Source organism: Nostoc sp. (assembly GCF_036917535.1).
GTDB lineage: Bacteria > Cyanobacteriota > Cyanobacteriia > Cyanobacteriales > Nostocaceae > Nostoc.
Genome location: NZ_JBALDA010000100.1, coordinates 45373 through 59286, shown reverse-complemented (window position 1 = coordinate 59286; position 13914 = coordinate 45373). Strand labels below are relative to the sequence as shown.

Below are 13914 nucleotides of genomic sequence, written 5' to 3'. Positions count from 1 at the left end.
GAAAACGGTGTCTTTAAATAAGTTAGAGAATATATGGCAAAAAAGAGCATGATTGAGCGCGAGAAAAAGCGCACCAAGTTGATCGAAAAGTATGCTGACAAGCGGGAAGCTCTTTTGGAAGAGTTCAGAAGTGCAGCATCTCCTTTGGACAAGCTAGAAATCCACCGGAAGATTCAACAGCTACCCCGGAATAGTGCGCCTACCCGCCACCGCAACCGTTGCTGGTTGACTGGTCGTTCTAGAGGTGTTTACCGCGATTTTGGGTTGTCTCGGAACGTACTGCGAGAATGGGCGCATGAAGGTCTTTTACCTGGAGTTGTTAAGGCTAGTTGGTAGTCAAGAGTCATTAGTCATTAGTCATTTGCAAAGGACAAAAGACAAAGAGAGAAGTCTGAGCGGAGGCTTCCTCCGATGCCTGCGGCAACGCCAAGGGCGAACAGAACTTCAAAGACAAATGACAAAATATTATTGACCACAACACTTATCAATTCCCAGACTTTCTAAGAGTAGATCGCTGACGGCGTTGGCGATCGCAAACTCTCCATAGAAGCTATTGGAAAAATCATAGGACTGCATCTCTGTGACAATGGCAATTACCAGAGAACCAAGGTCATTTTCTCCTTCCATCCGTTGACGCACAAAAATCTGTGCGGCTCGTTGAGCAATATTTTGGTTGACTGCTTCGGGGATAAATTCTGTATCTAACCACCGTTGTAAGCGTTCTTGTAACCATTCACCTTCGAGCAGTGGATTTTCAGGCGGTGGTAGGGTAATGGGTGGAATTGGTTGAGTCATTTTTTTTAAACGCAGAGGGACGTGGAGGGAAACGCACAGAGAAGTATGAGCGGCGGCTTTTGCCGTTGGCGCAGCCCGCCGTAGGCATCATAACTTTAGTGGAACGCTGAGGTTGATTTTCTAGCATCAAATTGCGTTTCTAAGAGTGTTTTTTATATTTATTTATGCAATATGATATCGCCGCTATTGTTGAGGGCTATGCACAAGGCTATTTTCTCATGGCTGATGAGCGCGATCGCCTGAATTGGTACAGAAGTCGCGAGCGGACTTTTATTCCTTTGGATGAGAGGTTTCGCTACCCTAAGTCTTTGCAGCGCGTTCTGAATCAAGAGCGGTTTACTGTGGCAATTAATCGAGACTTTCAGGCTGTAGTGGCTGGCTGTGCTGACAGAGAGACAACCTGGATTTCACCAGAATTGCAAAAGATTTACTGGCTGCTTTACCAGAACGGTTATGCTTATAGTTTTGAAACTTGGCAAGGTGACGAACTAGCTGGGGGAATTTTAGGGATTGTGATTGGTGGGGCTTTTATTGGTGAGTCGATGTTTTACCGCATCCCCGAAGGTTCAAAGGTGGCGATGGTAAAGTTGGTAGAAAGATTGCGTCAGAGGCAATTTGTGTTTTTTGATGGCCAAATGATGAATCCCCATTTGGAAAGATTTGGTGCTTATCGGGTTGGGGATGAAGAATATCAATCTTTACTTCAGCAAGCGTTGCAACGTACTTATAACTTAGTGTAATTTTGCCAGAAAAGCCGGATGTAATTGTTACTGATGTAATAGTGCCGGGAATGAAGGTATTGCCATAAAATGTTTCAATCATTACAATAGCGATCGCGCCCATTTTGTTTGGCATGGTACAGTGCTTTATCGGCTGAGGCAATGAGTGTATCTGAGGTGATGTTCCAAATGGGTATGCGAGAGGTGATTCCTAAACTAACGGTGATGATATTCTTGACATCAGACTGTACATGGGGAATAGCCAGAGCATGAATTGCTTGCTGAATACTTTGCGCTACTTTAATCGCTCCCGCTAAGTTAGTATTGGGCAAGAGTACCAAAAATTCTTCTCCACCATAACGCGCTACTAAATCGGCAGGACGATGAATTGTCTGTTGCACTGTTTGCGCTATCCTCATTAGACAATTATCGCCTGCAAGATGACCATAGTAATCGTTGTAAAGTTTGAATTTATCAACGTCAAACATAATCAGTGACAGGGGTTGTTGTTCTCGTGCAAGGCGTCTCCATTCTAGTTGTAGTCGTGTATCAAAGCAACGACGGTTAGCCACCTGAGTCAAGCTATCTATATTTGCCAGTTGTTCTAGTTTTTGATTTGCATCTTGGAGAGCCAATTCAATTTGTTTACGTCCAGTGATGTCGCGTATGGTAATAGCAAAACCATCATCTAGTTTGACTGCAACAAAGTGATACCAGCAAGAATTGCCTAATGGATGGTAAAAATCCCGTTTTAAAGCTTCCCCCGTTTCAACAAGATTAACAAAGTGATTAAAAAGTTCTGGTTCTAGACGGGTTAAAAGTTTTTTGAGTACTACTTTGCCAATCATCTCTTCACATTTGCTTCCGAAAGCTCTAGCAATAACAGGATTGATAACTAAGCATCGAAAATCCTCAATGTCTCCGGTTGCAAGGTTGCGAACAGCTTGCATAGCGGCAATTCCATCTATCGAACTATTCAAAATACTGGCTAGCATTGCCCTGGACTGATACAGTATCTCTTCTGTTTCCCTACGCTTAATATTTTCTTGTTCTAGAAGCCGTTGCTGACGTTGAATGGTTAACTGATTTTCTAGACGCGCTACAACTTCTTCCATCTGAAAGGGTTTGGTGATGTAGTCTATGCCTCCTGACTCAAAGGCCATCACTTTATCAAAAACATCATCTAAAGCACTAATAAAAACAACGGGAATGGTGCGTAGACCTTCATCTGCTTTGAGAATTCTACAAACTTGATAGCCATCCATTTCTGGCATTTTAATATCTAAAAGAATGATATCTGGTCGCTTCACTTTTATTGTTTTTATTGCCATCTGTCCGCTTGTGACGCTGCGAACAGTGTAGCCAAGTTTGACCAGAAAATCACTTAATAAATGTAAGTTTTTGGGACTGTCGTCTACTAGGAGAATATTACCTTTATTTTCATTATCAGAATCAATATTCATTACTTCTCAGGGGTTCGGCTAAGTCAACCAATTTCTCAAATTCAAATTTACGAGCAAGTTTTGTTAAAGATTGAATTAAAAAAGTTTCTGTTTTGGGAATATCTCTAATTAATTCTATAACACGATTAGTGTTTGCTTCTAAAGCAGCTTGATAGAATTGATTAATCCACTCTTGAGACATACAAATTAAATTGTTAGATGTTAAAAGATGTTTTTCTGTATATTCCAAATTTGAATAATTATTTTCAGCAAATATATATTTGACACCAAGATGTTTGGCTAGTATATCAAAAATTGCATGTTCTGTAAAAGGTTTGCGGAGAAAGTCATCACATCCGGCTGAAAGGACGATCGCTTTTTCTTCTTCTAAAACACTTGCTGTCAGAGCAATTATAGCTGTAGCATTCCCCTTTGTAGTAGACTTGATATGTTTTGTAGCTTCGTAACCATCCATAACAGGCATTCGCATATCCATCCAAATCAGGTGGGGTTCCCATTCATTCCAAATAGCGATCGCTTCTTTGCCATTACTAGCTTCTTTCATCTCAAACCCTAATGGTTGTAAAAGTTTAATTAATAATTGGCGATTAATATGTTTATCATCTACTGTTAATAGTTTATATATAGGTTGTCCTGGTGCAAGTTCTAATACTTTAGGATATCCTTCTGAAGCATTGCTATTGGTTTCTTGACCTAATTTTGCTTGAATATAAAATTTAAAAGTTGTCCCTACTCCTAATTTACTTTCAACAGAAATATCTCCTCCCATTAACTGAATAAACTTGCGACTAATTGTTAAACCTAAACCCGTTCCTTCTTGGGATTCTTTTCCAGCTTGTGCTTGGGAAAAAGCATTAAATAGTTTGGGTAATTCTGCTGCTGCAATCCCCACTCCTGTATCACGGACTTTAAAATAAAGAGTTAAAATATCTGTGATTTCTTCACTAGTATTATTTATTATTAAACTAATTGTTCCTTTTTGAGTAAATTTAATAGCATTACCAATCAAATTAATTAATACTTGCCGGAGTTTTAACTCATCTGTACAAATATAACATGGAAGATTTTCACTACGTTGAAATATTAAATTTAAGCCTTGATTACTTGCCTGTAAATGTAGCATATCTTCTAAATCATCCAGCAAGCGATACAGGTTAAAATCTCTGGGATTAAGAGTAGTTTTACCTGCTTCTAGTTTTGATAAATCGAGAATGTTATTAATTAGCGTTAGGAGATAATCACCACTATGATAAATGATGCCGACATTTTCATAATGGTCGGCAGGTAAGTTTTTAACGCGTAACATTAATTGAGAAAAACCTAGAATAGCATTGAGGGGCGATCGCAATTCGTGACTCATATTAGCAATAAATAAACTTTTAGCTTGATTTGCTACTTCGGCTTTTTCTTTAGCAATGGCTAACTCTGCTGTTCTCTCCTGTACCCGTTGTTCCAAAGTTTCCAAAGATGTTTGCAACTGAAGTGCCATGTTGTTAAACGATTCTGCCAGTTGACCTATTTCGTCTTTTGAGTTATTTTTTGCGCGGATATTTAAGTTACCTGCGGTAAACTGAAAAACTATATTGGTAAGATAAATTATGGGCTTTGTTAGCAGTTGTCCAATGATAAAAGCAATGATTGTGACTATTCCAGCGATAAATGCAAATAGAAAAATTGCGTCACGAATTTGCTTTTTTACAGGTGCTAGGGCAATATAAAGGGGTCGTGCAAACAACACAGACCAAGGTTTATACTGCAAACGAGCGATTGCAATCAGATTAAATTGATTACCTGTTGCTGACAAAGATGCAATTAAATCCGACTGTTTATTATCCAATGCTTGTTTAAGTTTTGACTCATTAGTTGCCAATTCTTTGAGAGGATAATTAGGCAAACGTCCTTCCCGTTGTAACTGAGTTACAATATCGTCAGGCAGAGGCACAATTGATTTAAAAAGCAGTTTTGGTGCAGTACTATGTGCCAGATAAATATTATTTTCATCTAAAAGAATAGCAAAAGATTTTGCCCCAGCCCGTTCAGTTTGTCGAGTTACTAACTGTTGAACAACAGTCGCATTATATGAAACACGCAATATACCCAATATATCTCCCTTGGCATTGCGAACCGGACTGCTAAAAAAGAGAGTAATAAGATCGGGAATTGTCGGCGATCGCTTCATGCTAGAAACAAAGGAGAAACCAGTTTTTAGCGGTTTTTTAAAATAATCTTGAACTGATTCGTCTTTGCCAATATTCAGTGTACGTGTATCTAATACATTTTTACCGTTTAAGTCGAGCAAAGCATAAGAGAGAATATTAAGCATATCTTTGCGACTGAGACGGATTAATGTTTCTGTCGCCAATTGCATTTCGGGGCTGTCATCTCGCTGTTTTGGAGTTAGGCTGAGGTAGCGTGCCAAACCTGGTAAAATCGCCTCTACACGCACGGCATTGAGATTTCCATCAATAAAGGCATCTATTCTGTTAGCAGTTTCGTTAGCCGCCGCAGATAGGGCTTGTCGGGCGTTGTCAGTTAGTGCTTTTTCGGTTGTCTGTTTGTTGACAAATGCCAATAACAGCAATGGAATCAAAGCAACAACGAGAAACGAGGCAATTAACTTTGTACGGATGCTGCCCAAAAAAGAGTGCTGCATAGCTTCAAACTAGGGAGGAGAATTCAAGAAGGAAGAATTGAACAAACTTTTTAGCTCAGGAATACGCATAATGTTTCCAGAGCGAATAAAAAAGTCTGCATATATCTTGGCAGTTTTGTAAATGGAGTTAGGGTTGCTAGATTGAAAATATTTTTTATTTTCATCTAAATCAGTTAGGTTTATTCCCCCTAGAGAGAGAGTATCAGGCGGAATTTTTAATGCTTTGCTGACGATGGCGTTTCCTTCTTCAACATTTGCTTTCCAGTAGGTCGAGGCTTGCAGCCATCCTCGCACAAATCCACGAATATCTTCGGGGCGATCGCGGATTGTCTCACCCCTAAAGATAATCAAATCTAAAATTAAGCCAGGGGTTTGTTTGCTGGTAAATAGGATATTTCCCCCTAATTTCATCGCTTCAGAGAGATGGGGTTCCCAAGTGTGTCCGGCTTGTATTGTATTATTTTTCAGGCGTTGAGGAATTTCTGAAGCCTCTAATTTAACCAAGTTCACATCATCACTGGTTAAGTTGGCAGTTTTTAACATTTCAGTCACGAAAACTTCGCTAAAACCGCCTAGATTTGCACCCAGCTTTTTCCCTTTCAAGTCAGCGACGGTTTTAATTTGTGATTGGGCAACTACCACATCTGCTCCTGTTGATTCGTCTATAATGATCGCGCTTTGTATATCTAGATTTGTGGCACTCAAGATTATAAAATTCCCCAAGGACGATGTAATACCATCATACTTACCCGCATTGAAGTTTGCTTGTTCCAATTGGGGGTATTGTTTATGAATTAGTTCCACATCTACCCCTTGGGCTTTGAAGAATCCTTTTTCTTGAGCAATGATGCCTGGAAGCTCTCCAACAAAAGATGCAAATATCACTTTCAATGGAGGGCGTTTTACTTCAGTTGGTACTGAAGTATTACAAGCAAGTAGTAAACAGGCGGTAATCAGGAAAATACTAATGTATCTGAGTAGTTTAAGCATATAAACTTTGATATTTTTTAATTATTGTTAATCAAAGATTCAGCTAAAAAAACTAATTTATAAAGAAGGAGTTAGAATTCAAAATTTAGAATACTATATCCATGCTTCCACACTGTCTTGTTCGTAATAGTGTCTCGTAGAGTAAGACGGTGAAGAATGGCTATGCAGTAAATGCGATGCCTACGGTGCTTGCTAGCCTACGCAGATGGAGAAAAGACGGCGCAATGGTTTGCCTTTTGCACAGACTATGATTTACTGATTTTAGATTGGATGTTGACCAAAGTCAGTGGGTTGATTAAATCCGCCAAATATATCAAAGCAATTTCGTCTTTGTCTAACCATCGCTAACCTTGACCCGGAAAACATGGCAGATTACTTGAATAAGTACCAAAAGTCTGACAGGAAAACCATACTAATGAGAATTTGGACTACTACTGCTGTGCTAGCTGCTTTTTGGCTAATACCTGGGATCATCGGTTCTGAGCCAATCAACGCTACTTCTGTTTTGGTAGAAAATGCCATATCATCTCCAGCGCCAACGAATGCAAAACAGATTACTGTCAGTAACACCGAGTTTGGTCTGAAGAGAGTTGACTCCAAAGGAAACGTTACCATTTTCCAGACAACAAGAGTGCCACTTCAGGAAGGAAACACCTACGGATGGCGGATTAAACTCAAAAACTACCAAGGTGAAGTGAAATGGCGTGAAGTCTTGTATTTACCAAAACCTCCAGAAACTTGGGGTACAGATAATGGTGAAGATTTCTCAATATCAGCAGATGGTAAGACATCTGTAACACGGCGCACACAGTCGGCTCCAGAAGGTGTAATTGAAAATTTTTGGACAATCGCCCCTGGCGATCCAGTTGGTAAGCATAGAATAGAAGTCTATATTAATGACCGTTTGATCGGTACTTTCCAGTTTGAAGTTATTCCAGTTAAGTAGAGATGAAGGGCGTTGGGCATGAAGAAGAGACAAGGTAGACAAGGAAGAGGGGGGAGACAAGGAAGAGATTTGTCTTTTGTCCCCCTTGTCTTTTCTGCTCCCCTGCTCCCTAATCTTCCCCTGAAACTGAGGAGTATCTTAGAGATAGAAGTTTGATACTTGTTAGGTGGCGATCGTGAATACAGAGGAATTCTTGCGATTGATCGAAAAGCAGCCCCCATGTCCTCAGACATTACCAAAAGGGCTGCAAGCAATGTGGTATGACAACAAAGGTGATTGGAACAAGGCTCATGAAATAGTTCAAAATGCCAGCGATGCTGACAGTGCCTGGGTTCATGCTTATCTGCACCGCAAAGAAGGCGATTTGAAAAATGCCCATTTCTGGTATGAACGCAGTGGTCAGCCAGCATTTTCAGGAGAACTAAGCCAGGAATGGGAAGAAATAACTTCTGTATTGCTAAAGAAGGTCAACGTGACGCATGAATGCTGAAGAATTAAAAAAACGTTTTGCCGCAGGAGAAAGATATTTTCCAGCCGTCAACTTGAGTAGAAACAAGCTGATTGGAGTTTATTTGCCTGGAATTAATTTATGGGGATCTGACTTGAGTGGAGCTAACTTAGCTAAAGCTAAACTCTGGGGAGCAGATTTGAGTAGAACTAATTTAGCTAAAGCGAATTTGACCAGAGCTAATTTGAGCGGTGTCAATCTGAATGAAGCAAATCTCCGGGGAGCAAAACTTAATTATGCCAAGTTGTATGGAGCGAATCTAACTGGCGCTTACTACGATGAGAGCACGCGGTTTTCTAGAGGTTTTGACCCCATCAGTCAAAATATGCAAAAGGTGTGAAACGGATTGGGGACAGAGGAGCAGAGGAGCAGGGGAGCAGTTGCAGTAAGTTTTTCCCCTCTGCCTCTTTTCAATGTCCAATGCCCAATGCCCAATGCCCAGTCCCTTTTAAATAACTGACACATGTTGATGTGAACCATCTAACATAGACGATATCAACATTTGTTCAAAGACTTTGGAAAGAGCAGTCTGAAAACGCTGACGATGCTTGATTTTGAAAAAAGGTCGAACTATTTCTGCGTAGGCGTAGCCCGCCATAGGCATCGCACCCTTGCCTTCTCTATTATCAATAACTCGAATTGCCCGCAGAGTTCCCAGCTGTATTTCTTTTTTTACCATTAACTCAGAAATTCCAGTTGCACCTACACCATTTTCAATCGCGGCTTTTGCCATCTCACCACTGGTGAACACTAAAATTACATTCAGTTCGCTGAGGTTGATTCCCCAATTTTGCAACGCTTCCTCAAACCTTTGCTGTGTACCAGATTCCCGCACCCGCATCACCCAAGGAGTCTGAGTTAGTTGGCTTAAGTCAATTTCTCCCCACTCAAACCAAGGGTGTTTTTGACCAACTACAATTTGCAAGCGATCGCTCCCCACTATTTCGTACTCCAGAGTATTCTGAAGTGCTGGCTTCACATCTCCTTCTACCAAACCTAAATCAAATTGTCCCATTGCTGTACCGACACAAATCGTTTCTGCATTGGCAAGGGTACAGTCAATCTGGATACCAGGATATTGGCTCTTAAACTCACTAATCTTACTTGGTAGCCAGTAATTACCAATTGTCAGACTCGACCCTAATTTCAATTCACCTCGTTGCAGATTGTTCAATTCTCGCAATCCCCTTTCTGTCAAAGAAACTTGATCGAGAATTTTTTGCGCTTCCACTTGCAGTAATTTACCTGCTTCAGTAATTTCGATATGGCGACCAATCCGATGGAATAGTTTCACTCCGTATTCTTGCTCTAGATTGTGGATTGCTGCACTGACAGCAGGTTGTGTAATATAAAGCTCCTCTGCTGCGCGAGTAAAGTGTAAGTTCTGCGCCACAGCCAGAAATATTTTTAGCTGCTCAAGCGTCATTCCTGCCATTTATCGTATCCCTAAGACTTGGTGTCAAAATTTTAATCACTTTCATTTATCATTTTGACAAATAAAAGCATTTGATTCTATCGGTTAGTTTGACTAAAGTATAAATCAAAGCTTTGGCACGAAATCAAACGGCTAAGTAGAGAGCGGAAGAAGCAGGAGAAGCAGAGGGAGAACAACCAATGCCCCATGCTCAATTCCCAAGCATGAACATAAGGATATCCACAAATGAACGATTTAGTAACTGCAATTACCACAGGGATTACCGCATTCACTGCCACCAACATTGATGATATTGTCATTCTGACGTTGTTTTTTTCACAAATAAGTACAACGTTTCGCAGTCGTCACATCCTTGCTGGTCAGTATCTCGGTTTTGCAGCATTGATCGTTGCTAGCCTTCCTGGTTTCTTAGGTGGACTAATCATACCGCAGGACTGGATTAGACTACTTGGTTTTATGCCAATAATTATTGGTATGAGCAGTTTACTAAAACGCGAAGAGGATTCATCTGAGGAAGCCGAAGAAGAAACTGAGCCGTCTTGTCGTCCCTCTATAGTTAGCAGTTTTCTCTCTCCGCAAACTTGCAATGTCGCTGCGATCGCCTTTGCTAATGGCAGTGATAATATCAGTGTCTATGTACCCCTGTTTGCCAATTCAGAATTAGATAGTCTGCTGGTAATACTAAGTGTATTTTTTACCCTAGTTGGTGTATGGTGTTATACCGCTTGTAAATTAACCTATTTGCCTGCGATCGCAAATTTTTTAACTGAAAATGGCAAGACTTTTGTACCTTGTATCTTGATTGGTTTGGGCGTGTTTATTGTTACAGAAAATGTTACTTGGACTCTTTTATCTGTAATTTCTAGTTATATCTTCTCATTAATTTTAGGTTTCAATACTCAACCGTCGAGTGAAGAACAAGAAAAACTAATTGTCTAAAAATAAGGGCATTATAAATTCCCAACAGCAAAATATCTTACTCATCAACAGGAATCAAAACATGAAAATATGGAAATCTCTGCTAATTATCTTAATGATTGTCGCTAATTTCGCCTTTGCTCAACCTTCTTTTGCTGATAAACCAAAATTTAGCAAAAACCCTGATTATATCGAAGTCACGAAAACGCTTGATAAACTGACTCAAGCAAAAGAAGCCCAAACTCAAGTAGAAGGTGTCACACCAGAGAAAATTCAGCAGAAAATCGATGAGTTAACATTCCAAAAATATGCTTTAGAGACGGGAATCAATTGGGGTCAATGCGAAAACAAAACAGGTAACACCATAGCAGTATATGGCAAAAGACCAAATGAAGAAGAGGATGATGATGCCATGTACGAGAACGGTCTATATTTTCTAGCTGATGGTCAGTCCACTAAAAATAACTGGGATTGTGATGGCTTCTATCTGCCAAATGATGCCACAATTACAGGTTTAACCGCAGACGGACAAGCTCAAGAATTTACAGAGGCAGTGGCTATTAAGATACCTGATGGCAGTAAGTTAACAATTAAAACTAATCCAGATACTGCTGCAATTGAAATCAACATTCCTAATGCTCAAATTGTCAAAGCTAACGAAGTTAACTGGTTTATCCCGAATGTATCACATGCTATAATATATACACGCGTTCCCAATGCGCCTACCATGAAGTCTTAAATCATTGAACATTAAACAGTTACTAGGTGTATGGTAATAATTAAGACTGATAACTGTTTATAAATTGTTCTCAATTTCAACAGGGTAACAGCCAATTTCAGAGAAAAACAGGACAAAAACTGGTGAAAAATCTCTCTGATCTTGGCTGTTTTTTTATGAATTTTATTACTTATAGTTGCTCCATAACATCAATTATCAGTTCCGAATTATTCGGTCAGGCTTGTTTTATTTCGATATCTGCATTAAAATAAATTTTGGAAAAATGCACAATTACAACAAGCATATTTCAGTAGCGCAACTATTGCGCTGGGTGCAAGTCATCTGGAAAGAGATTTCTTACTACCTCCGCATTTTTTTGAGAAAAGCCGCTTTGGTAATAAGGGTGTTATTGATGCAGTTAAAATTGAAACCTACAGAAGAAGATAAAGATAAAAAAAAGCCAGGACGACTAAATCCGTCCAGAATTCGAGATCACTTGGCAAATGAGCGTACCTACCTCGCTTGGATGCGGACAGGGATCGCTCTTTTAGGTTTTGGTGTCGTCATCGTGCGTTTGCGTGCCTTCCAAGTACCTTTGATACCCCGTCCTGGTAACGGCTGGAAGTTAGGTTTAGTCTTCTCGCTGGTGGGTTTAATTACGGTGTGGCTCTCAACAGGACACTATTTTGCCGTTCGTCGTGATATCGAAGAAGATACTTACGAACCAACAGACCGATGGGTGTTACTGTTCAGTCTCGCCGTGATGATTCTCGGCGCTGGGGTAATCTATTTTGTTTTTACCACTTCTTTAGATCCAATGAGTCCACTTATCCCTGAGTAATAAGATTTTTAAAATCGCACCTTATACAACTCGAATAATTCTCCTGATTTATGCGTTACTACTTTAGCACCAGCGGCTTTAATTGTTTTTTCCCACTTAGGCAAAGGTTCTAAAAACACTTCAGCCCCTAAATAGGTTTCCAAAACTGCCCAATCTTCTGCTAAAGGCTGTTCTGGATTGAGAACGTCAAATACAAAATGTCCACCTGGTTTTAACACCCGCTTGACTTCTGCTAGTACAGCATCCCAATATTCAAGGGGAAAATAGCAGCTAAATCCTGTGGCGATCGCTAAATCAAACTGCTCTGATGAATAGTTTAACTGATGAGCTGCTCCCAACTCAACACCTTTGAACAGCTTAGAATTCAACTGTGGGCCGCGAGAATTCAGGGTATCGCGTGCCACATTACTAATTTCTTGCCCATGAAAAAATGCTTGCCAATCCCGCCAAGGATAGATTAAAAAGCTGATACCACAGCCAATATCTATACAGTGTTGGTTTTTTTGAGGTTTAGCAATTTCCCAAAAAGGGGAAGCAATTCTCCCTGAAAAACTTCCAGCAATCCACTCGCCGAATATCGGCATCGCCTGTACTTCTGCTGGAAGTTCAAAGGTTTCACGTTGATATTCTCGGTTAAAGCGATAGGCTATTTGGGCTAATCTTTCGTCCCAGTTGGTTGATTTGGGTGAACTAAAGAGATTTTGAAACTGCGAATCAGGCTTTTTAGACATTTAGATTTTTGCTACTCTTTCTAAGGATTGTAGTCAAATTCGCCAAGCGATCGCCTACGGCGGCGGTTACGCCATCGCACCCCCATCCAATCTCCTGCTAATACCGAGTTGCGTTCATAAATATTAGTTTTGGCAGGCACGGGGAGTAGGGGAAACAGGGGAGGCAGGGGGAGAAATACTACATATGATTGCAAATTGGTATAAGGTTTGTCCGAATTCATTGGTACTAATGACCAATACAACTCTTGGAGAGGCTGCGCCAACGGGGGAAGTCAAAAGTCAAAATTCAGAAGTTAAAAATAATTAAATAATTCTTACTTTTGACTTTTGAATGCGTGATTTTTGACTTTGAGCGAAGCGACTGATGGGGTTACTTTTGAATGCGTGATTTTTGATTTTTGACTTCCTCAAAGGGGCGTGACCAATGACTAATGACTGCTACTCAACTTTTTCATACCAGATACCTACTTTCTCAAAAGCACCATAAGCAAGCTTTAGAAAATTCACTATTCTCTGTTTCCCAATTATCCCAAATTCTTTGTACTCTCTAGCTTCTGCAAACGTCAGGCGATTTTGGTCAATTATGTTTCTTTCTCTGTATGCTAACTTCGGAAAATCCATAACTTTTATGTGATATTTATTGACTATGTTCTGATAGTTGGAGTCTAAGTCTAGATGCTCCCAATCATCACACAGCCCTAAATTCCTCACCAGAATATGAGGGATTTTCTCACCGTAAGTATTCACTGACTGATTAAACAGGTTAATGCTGTCGTATCCTCCTGTCGATACAAACCATTTGCAAAACATCACTCCCTGCGAACTTCCTAGTTCAAGTAATTGATTAGATTCAATCCACTCTTGTACTGCTCTATGCGATTGTGCGGCTAAATTCACAATTACTGGCTTCTCTATCGCCCACTCAAATATTCTATCTGCCTTGTTTGCCTGTCGTTCATTCTCACTAAACACAGCATATTTACATATTTCCTTATATACCCCTGCTACATCTGGATTCGATCTATCTGTCTCCACTGGTACAAATGGGATTCTCTTATCCAGACAATACTGAATCATTGTCCTAGCAAAGAGAGACTTTCCTACCCCGCCTTTTTCACCATCCACAAAATGAATCGTCGGCATTACAGCCACCTCTAATAGTTATTAAAGTCTGATACATCTTTCCCAAACTAAGAA

16 protein-coding genes and 1 pseudogene are annotated in these 13914 nt (G+C 40.1%); 9 read left to right on the top strand and 8 right to left on the bottom strand.

The genetic code is table 11. The features are described from left to right. The first annotated feature begins 33 nt into the window (after positions 1–33). Positions 34–336 (top strand): 30S ribosomal protein S14, encoded by a 303-nt coding sequence (gene rpsN / locus V7K56_RS33710; protein WP_334917971.1) that lies wholly within the window; start codon positions 34–36, stop codon positions 334–336. A 129-nt stretch (positions 337–465) separates the two neighbouring features. Here rpsN and V7K56_RS33705 read toward each other — a convergent pair whose 3' ends face one another. After that, positions 466–795 (bottom strand): hypothetical protein, encoded by a 330-nt coding sequence (locus V7K56_RS33705; RefSeq protein ID WP_334917969.1) that lies wholly within the window; start codon positions 793–795, stop codon positions 466–468. Positions 796–959: 164 nt separating this feature from the next. Here V7K56_RS33705 and aat point away from each other — a divergent pair, with 164 nt between their 5' ends. Then, complete coding sequence (gene aat, locus V7K56_RS33700; protein WP_334917968.1) at positions 960–1535, top strand: leucyl/phenylalanyl-tRNA--protein transferase; 576 nt, start codon at positions 960–962, stop codon at positions 1533–1535. Between the two features lie 74 nt (positions 1536–1609). Here the strand turns inward: aat and V7K56_RS33695 are convergent, their stop codons facing one another. Genes V7K56_RS33695 through V7K56_RS33685 form a run of 3 tightly spaced genes read right to left on the bottom strand, consistent with a single transcriptional unit; the run spans position 1610 to position 6620 of the window. Continuing rightward, the gene (locus V7K56_RS33695; RefSeq protein ID WP_334917966.1) at positions 1610–2977 is read right to left on the bottom strand and encodes a diguanylate cyclase domain-containing protein; all 1368 of its coding nucleotides are present in this window, start codon (positions 2975–2977) and stop codon (positions 1610–1612) included. Beyond that, entirely contained in the window at positions 2967–5630 is a 2664-nt protein-coding gene (locus V7K56_RS33690; protein WP_334917964.1) for a hybrid sensor histidine kinase/response regulator, read from the bottom strand. Before V7K56_RS33690 ends, V7K56_RS33695 begins: the two co-directional genes overlap by 11 nt. Before the next feature lie 9 nt (positions 5631–5639). Then, complete coding sequence (locus V7K56_RS33685; RefSeq protein ID WP_334917962.1) at positions 5640–6620, bottom strand: ABC transporter substrate-binding protein; 981 nt, start codon at positions 6618–6620, stop codon at positions 5640–5642. A 195-nt stretch (positions 6621–6815) separates the two neighbouring features. On the opposite strand from V7K56_RS33685, the pseudogene V7K56_RS33680 reads away from it, so the two are divergent. The 4 genes and pseudogenes from V7K56_RS33680 to V7K56_RS33665 form a co-directional block, all read left to right on the top strand. Further along, positions 6816–6941: pseudogene (locus V7K56_RS33680) on the top strand (DNA-binding response regulator); the annotation flags it as partial. A gap of 94 nt (positions 6942–7035) precedes the next feature. Then, positions 7036–7566 carry a hypothetical protein gene (locus V7K56_RS33675; protein WP_334917960.1) on the top strand — a complete coding sequence of 177 codons (531 nt, stop codon included), beginning with the start codon at positions 7036–7038 and terminating at the stop codon, positions 7564–7566. A 175-nt stretch (positions 7567–7741) separates the two neighbouring features. Further along, positions 7742–8056, top strand: a complete 315-nt coding sequence (locus tag V7K56_RS33670) for a hypothetical protein (protein WP_334917959.1) — start codon at positions 7742–7744, stop codon at positions 8054–8056. Beyond that, on the top strand, positions 8046–8414 hold the full coding sequence (locus V7K56_RS33665) for a pentapeptide repeat-containing protein (RefSeq protein WP_334917957.1): 369 nt from the start codon (positions 8046–8048) through the stop codon (positions 8412–8414). Before V7K56_RS33670 ends, V7K56_RS33665 begins: the two co-directional genes overlap by 11 nt. 108 nt (positions 8415–8522) lie before the next feature. On the opposite strand, the gene V7K56_RS33660 is transcribed toward V7K56_RS33665, so the two are convergent. Beyond that, on the bottom strand, positions 8523–9509 hold the full coding sequence (locus V7K56_RS33660) for a LysR substrate-binding domain-containing protein (protein ID WP_334917955.1): 987 nt from the start codon (positions 9507–9509) through the stop codon (positions 8523–8525). Positions 9510–9734: 225 nt separating this feature from the next. Here V7K56_RS33660 and V7K56_RS33655 point away from each other — a divergent pair, with 225 nt between their 5' ends. From V7K56_RS33655 to V7K56_RS33645, 3 genes are all read left to right on the top strand, one after another. After that, positions 9735–10448, top strand: a complete 714-nt coding sequence (locus tag V7K56_RS33655; protein WP_334917953.1) for a cadmium resistance transporter — start codon at positions 9735–9737, stop codon at positions 10446–10448. Positions 10449–10509: 61 nt separating this feature from the next. Further along, positions 10510–11166 (top strand): hypothetical protein, encoded by a 657-nt coding sequence (locus tag V7K56_RS33650; protein ID WP_334917952.1) that lies wholly within the window; start codon positions 10510–10512, stop codon positions 11164–11166. Positions 11167–11428: 262 nt separating this feature from the next. Next, complete coding sequence (locus V7K56_RS33645; protein WP_334917950.1) at positions 11429–11986, top strand: YidH family protein; 558 nt, start codon at positions 11429–11431, stop codon at positions 11984–11986. Positions 11987–11994: 8 nt separating this feature from the next. Here the strand turns inward: V7K56_RS33645 and V7K56_RS33640 are convergent, their stop codons facing one another. From V7K56_RS33640 to V7K56_RS33630, 3 genes are all read right to left on the bottom strand, one after another. Further along, positions 11995–12717: a class I SAM-dependent methyltransferase gene (locus V7K56_RS33640; RefSeq protein ID WP_334917949.1), complete on the bottom strand. Its 723-nt coding sequence runs from the start codon at positions 12715–12717 to the stop codon at positions 11995–11997. A gap of 20 nt (positions 12718–12737) precedes the next feature. Then, positions 12738–12938 carry a hypothetical protein gene (locus V7K56_RS33635; protein WP_334917948.1) on the bottom strand — a complete coding sequence of 67 codons (201 nt, stop codon included), beginning with the start codon at positions 12936–12938 and terminating at the stop codon, positions 12738–12740. Positions 12939–13155: 217 nt separating this feature from the next. Continuing rightward, the gene (locus V7K56_RS33630; protein ID WP_334917947.1) at positions 13156–13860 is read right to left on the bottom strand and encodes a mobilization protein; all 705 of its coding nucleotides are present in this window, start codon (positions 13858–13860) and stop codon (positions 13156–13158) included. Positions 13861–13914 lie beyond the last annotated feature (54 nt).

What these genes read in the sequence shown, in the direction of transcription:
- V7K56_RS33650 (WP_334917952.1), top strand. Translation starts at nt 10,510, where the DNA reads ATGAAAATATGGAAATCTCTGCTAATTATCTTAATGATTGTCGCTAAT.
- V7K56_RS33665 (WP_334917957.1), top strand. Translation starts at nt 8,046, where the DNA reads ATGAATGCTGAAGAATTAAAAAAACGTTTTGCCGCAGGAGAAAGATAT.
- V7K56_RS33675 (WP_334917960.1), top strand. Translation starts at nt 7,036, where the DNA reads ATGAGAATTTGGACTACTACTGCTGTGCTAGCTGCTTTTTGGCTAATA.
- V7K56_RS33645 (WP_334917950.1), top strand. Translation starts at nt 11,429, where the DNA reads ATGCACAATTACAACAAGCATATTTCAGTAGCGCAACTATTGCGCTGG.
- V7K56_RS33695 (WP_334917966.1), bottom strand. Translation starts at nt 2,977, where the DNA reads ATGAATATTGATTCTGATAATGAAAATAAAGGTAATATTCTCCTAGTA.
- aat (WP_334917968.1), top strand. Translation starts at nt 960, where the DNA reads ATGCAATATGATATCGCCGCTATTGTTGAGGGCTATGCACAAGGCTAT.
- V7K56_RS33705 (WP_334917969.1), bottom strand. Translation starts at nt 795, where the DNA reads ATGACTCAACCAATTCCACCCATTACCCTACCACCGCCTGAAAATCCA.
- V7K56_RS33655 (WP_334917953.1), top strand. Translation starts at nt 9,735, where the DNA reads ATGAACGATTTAGTAACTGCAATTACCACAGGGATTACCGCATTCACT.
- V7K56_RS33685 (WP_334917962.1), bottom strand. Translation starts at nt 6,620, where the DNA reads ATGCTTAAACTACTCAGATACATTAGTATTTTCCTGATTACCGCCTGT.
- V7K56_RS33640 (WP_334917949.1), bottom strand. Translation starts at nt 12,717, where the DNA reads ATGTCTAAAAAGCCTGATTCGCAGTTTCAAAATCTCTTTAGTTCACCC.
- rpsN (WP_334917971.1), top strand. Translation starts at nt 34, where the DNA reads ATGGCAAAAAAGAGCATGATTGAGCGCGAGAAAAAGCGCACCAAGTTG.
- V7K56_RS33630 (WP_334917947.1), bottom strand. Translation starts at nt 13,860, where the DNA reads ATGCCGACGATTCATTTTGTGGATGGTGAAAAAGGCGGGGTAGGAAAG.
- V7K56_RS33635 (WP_334917948.1), bottom strand. Translation starts at nt 12,938, where the DNA reads ATGAATTCGGACAAACCTTATACCAATTTGCAATCATATGTAGTATTT.
- V7K56_RS33660 (WP_334917955.1), bottom strand. Translation starts at nt 9,509, where the DNA reads ATGGCAGGAATGACGCTTGAGCAGCTAAAAATATTTCTGGCTGTGGCG.
- V7K56_RS33690 (WP_334917964.1), bottom strand. Translation starts at nt 5,630, where the DNA reads ATGCAGCACTCTTTTTTGGGCAGCATCCGTACAAAGTTAATTGCCTCG.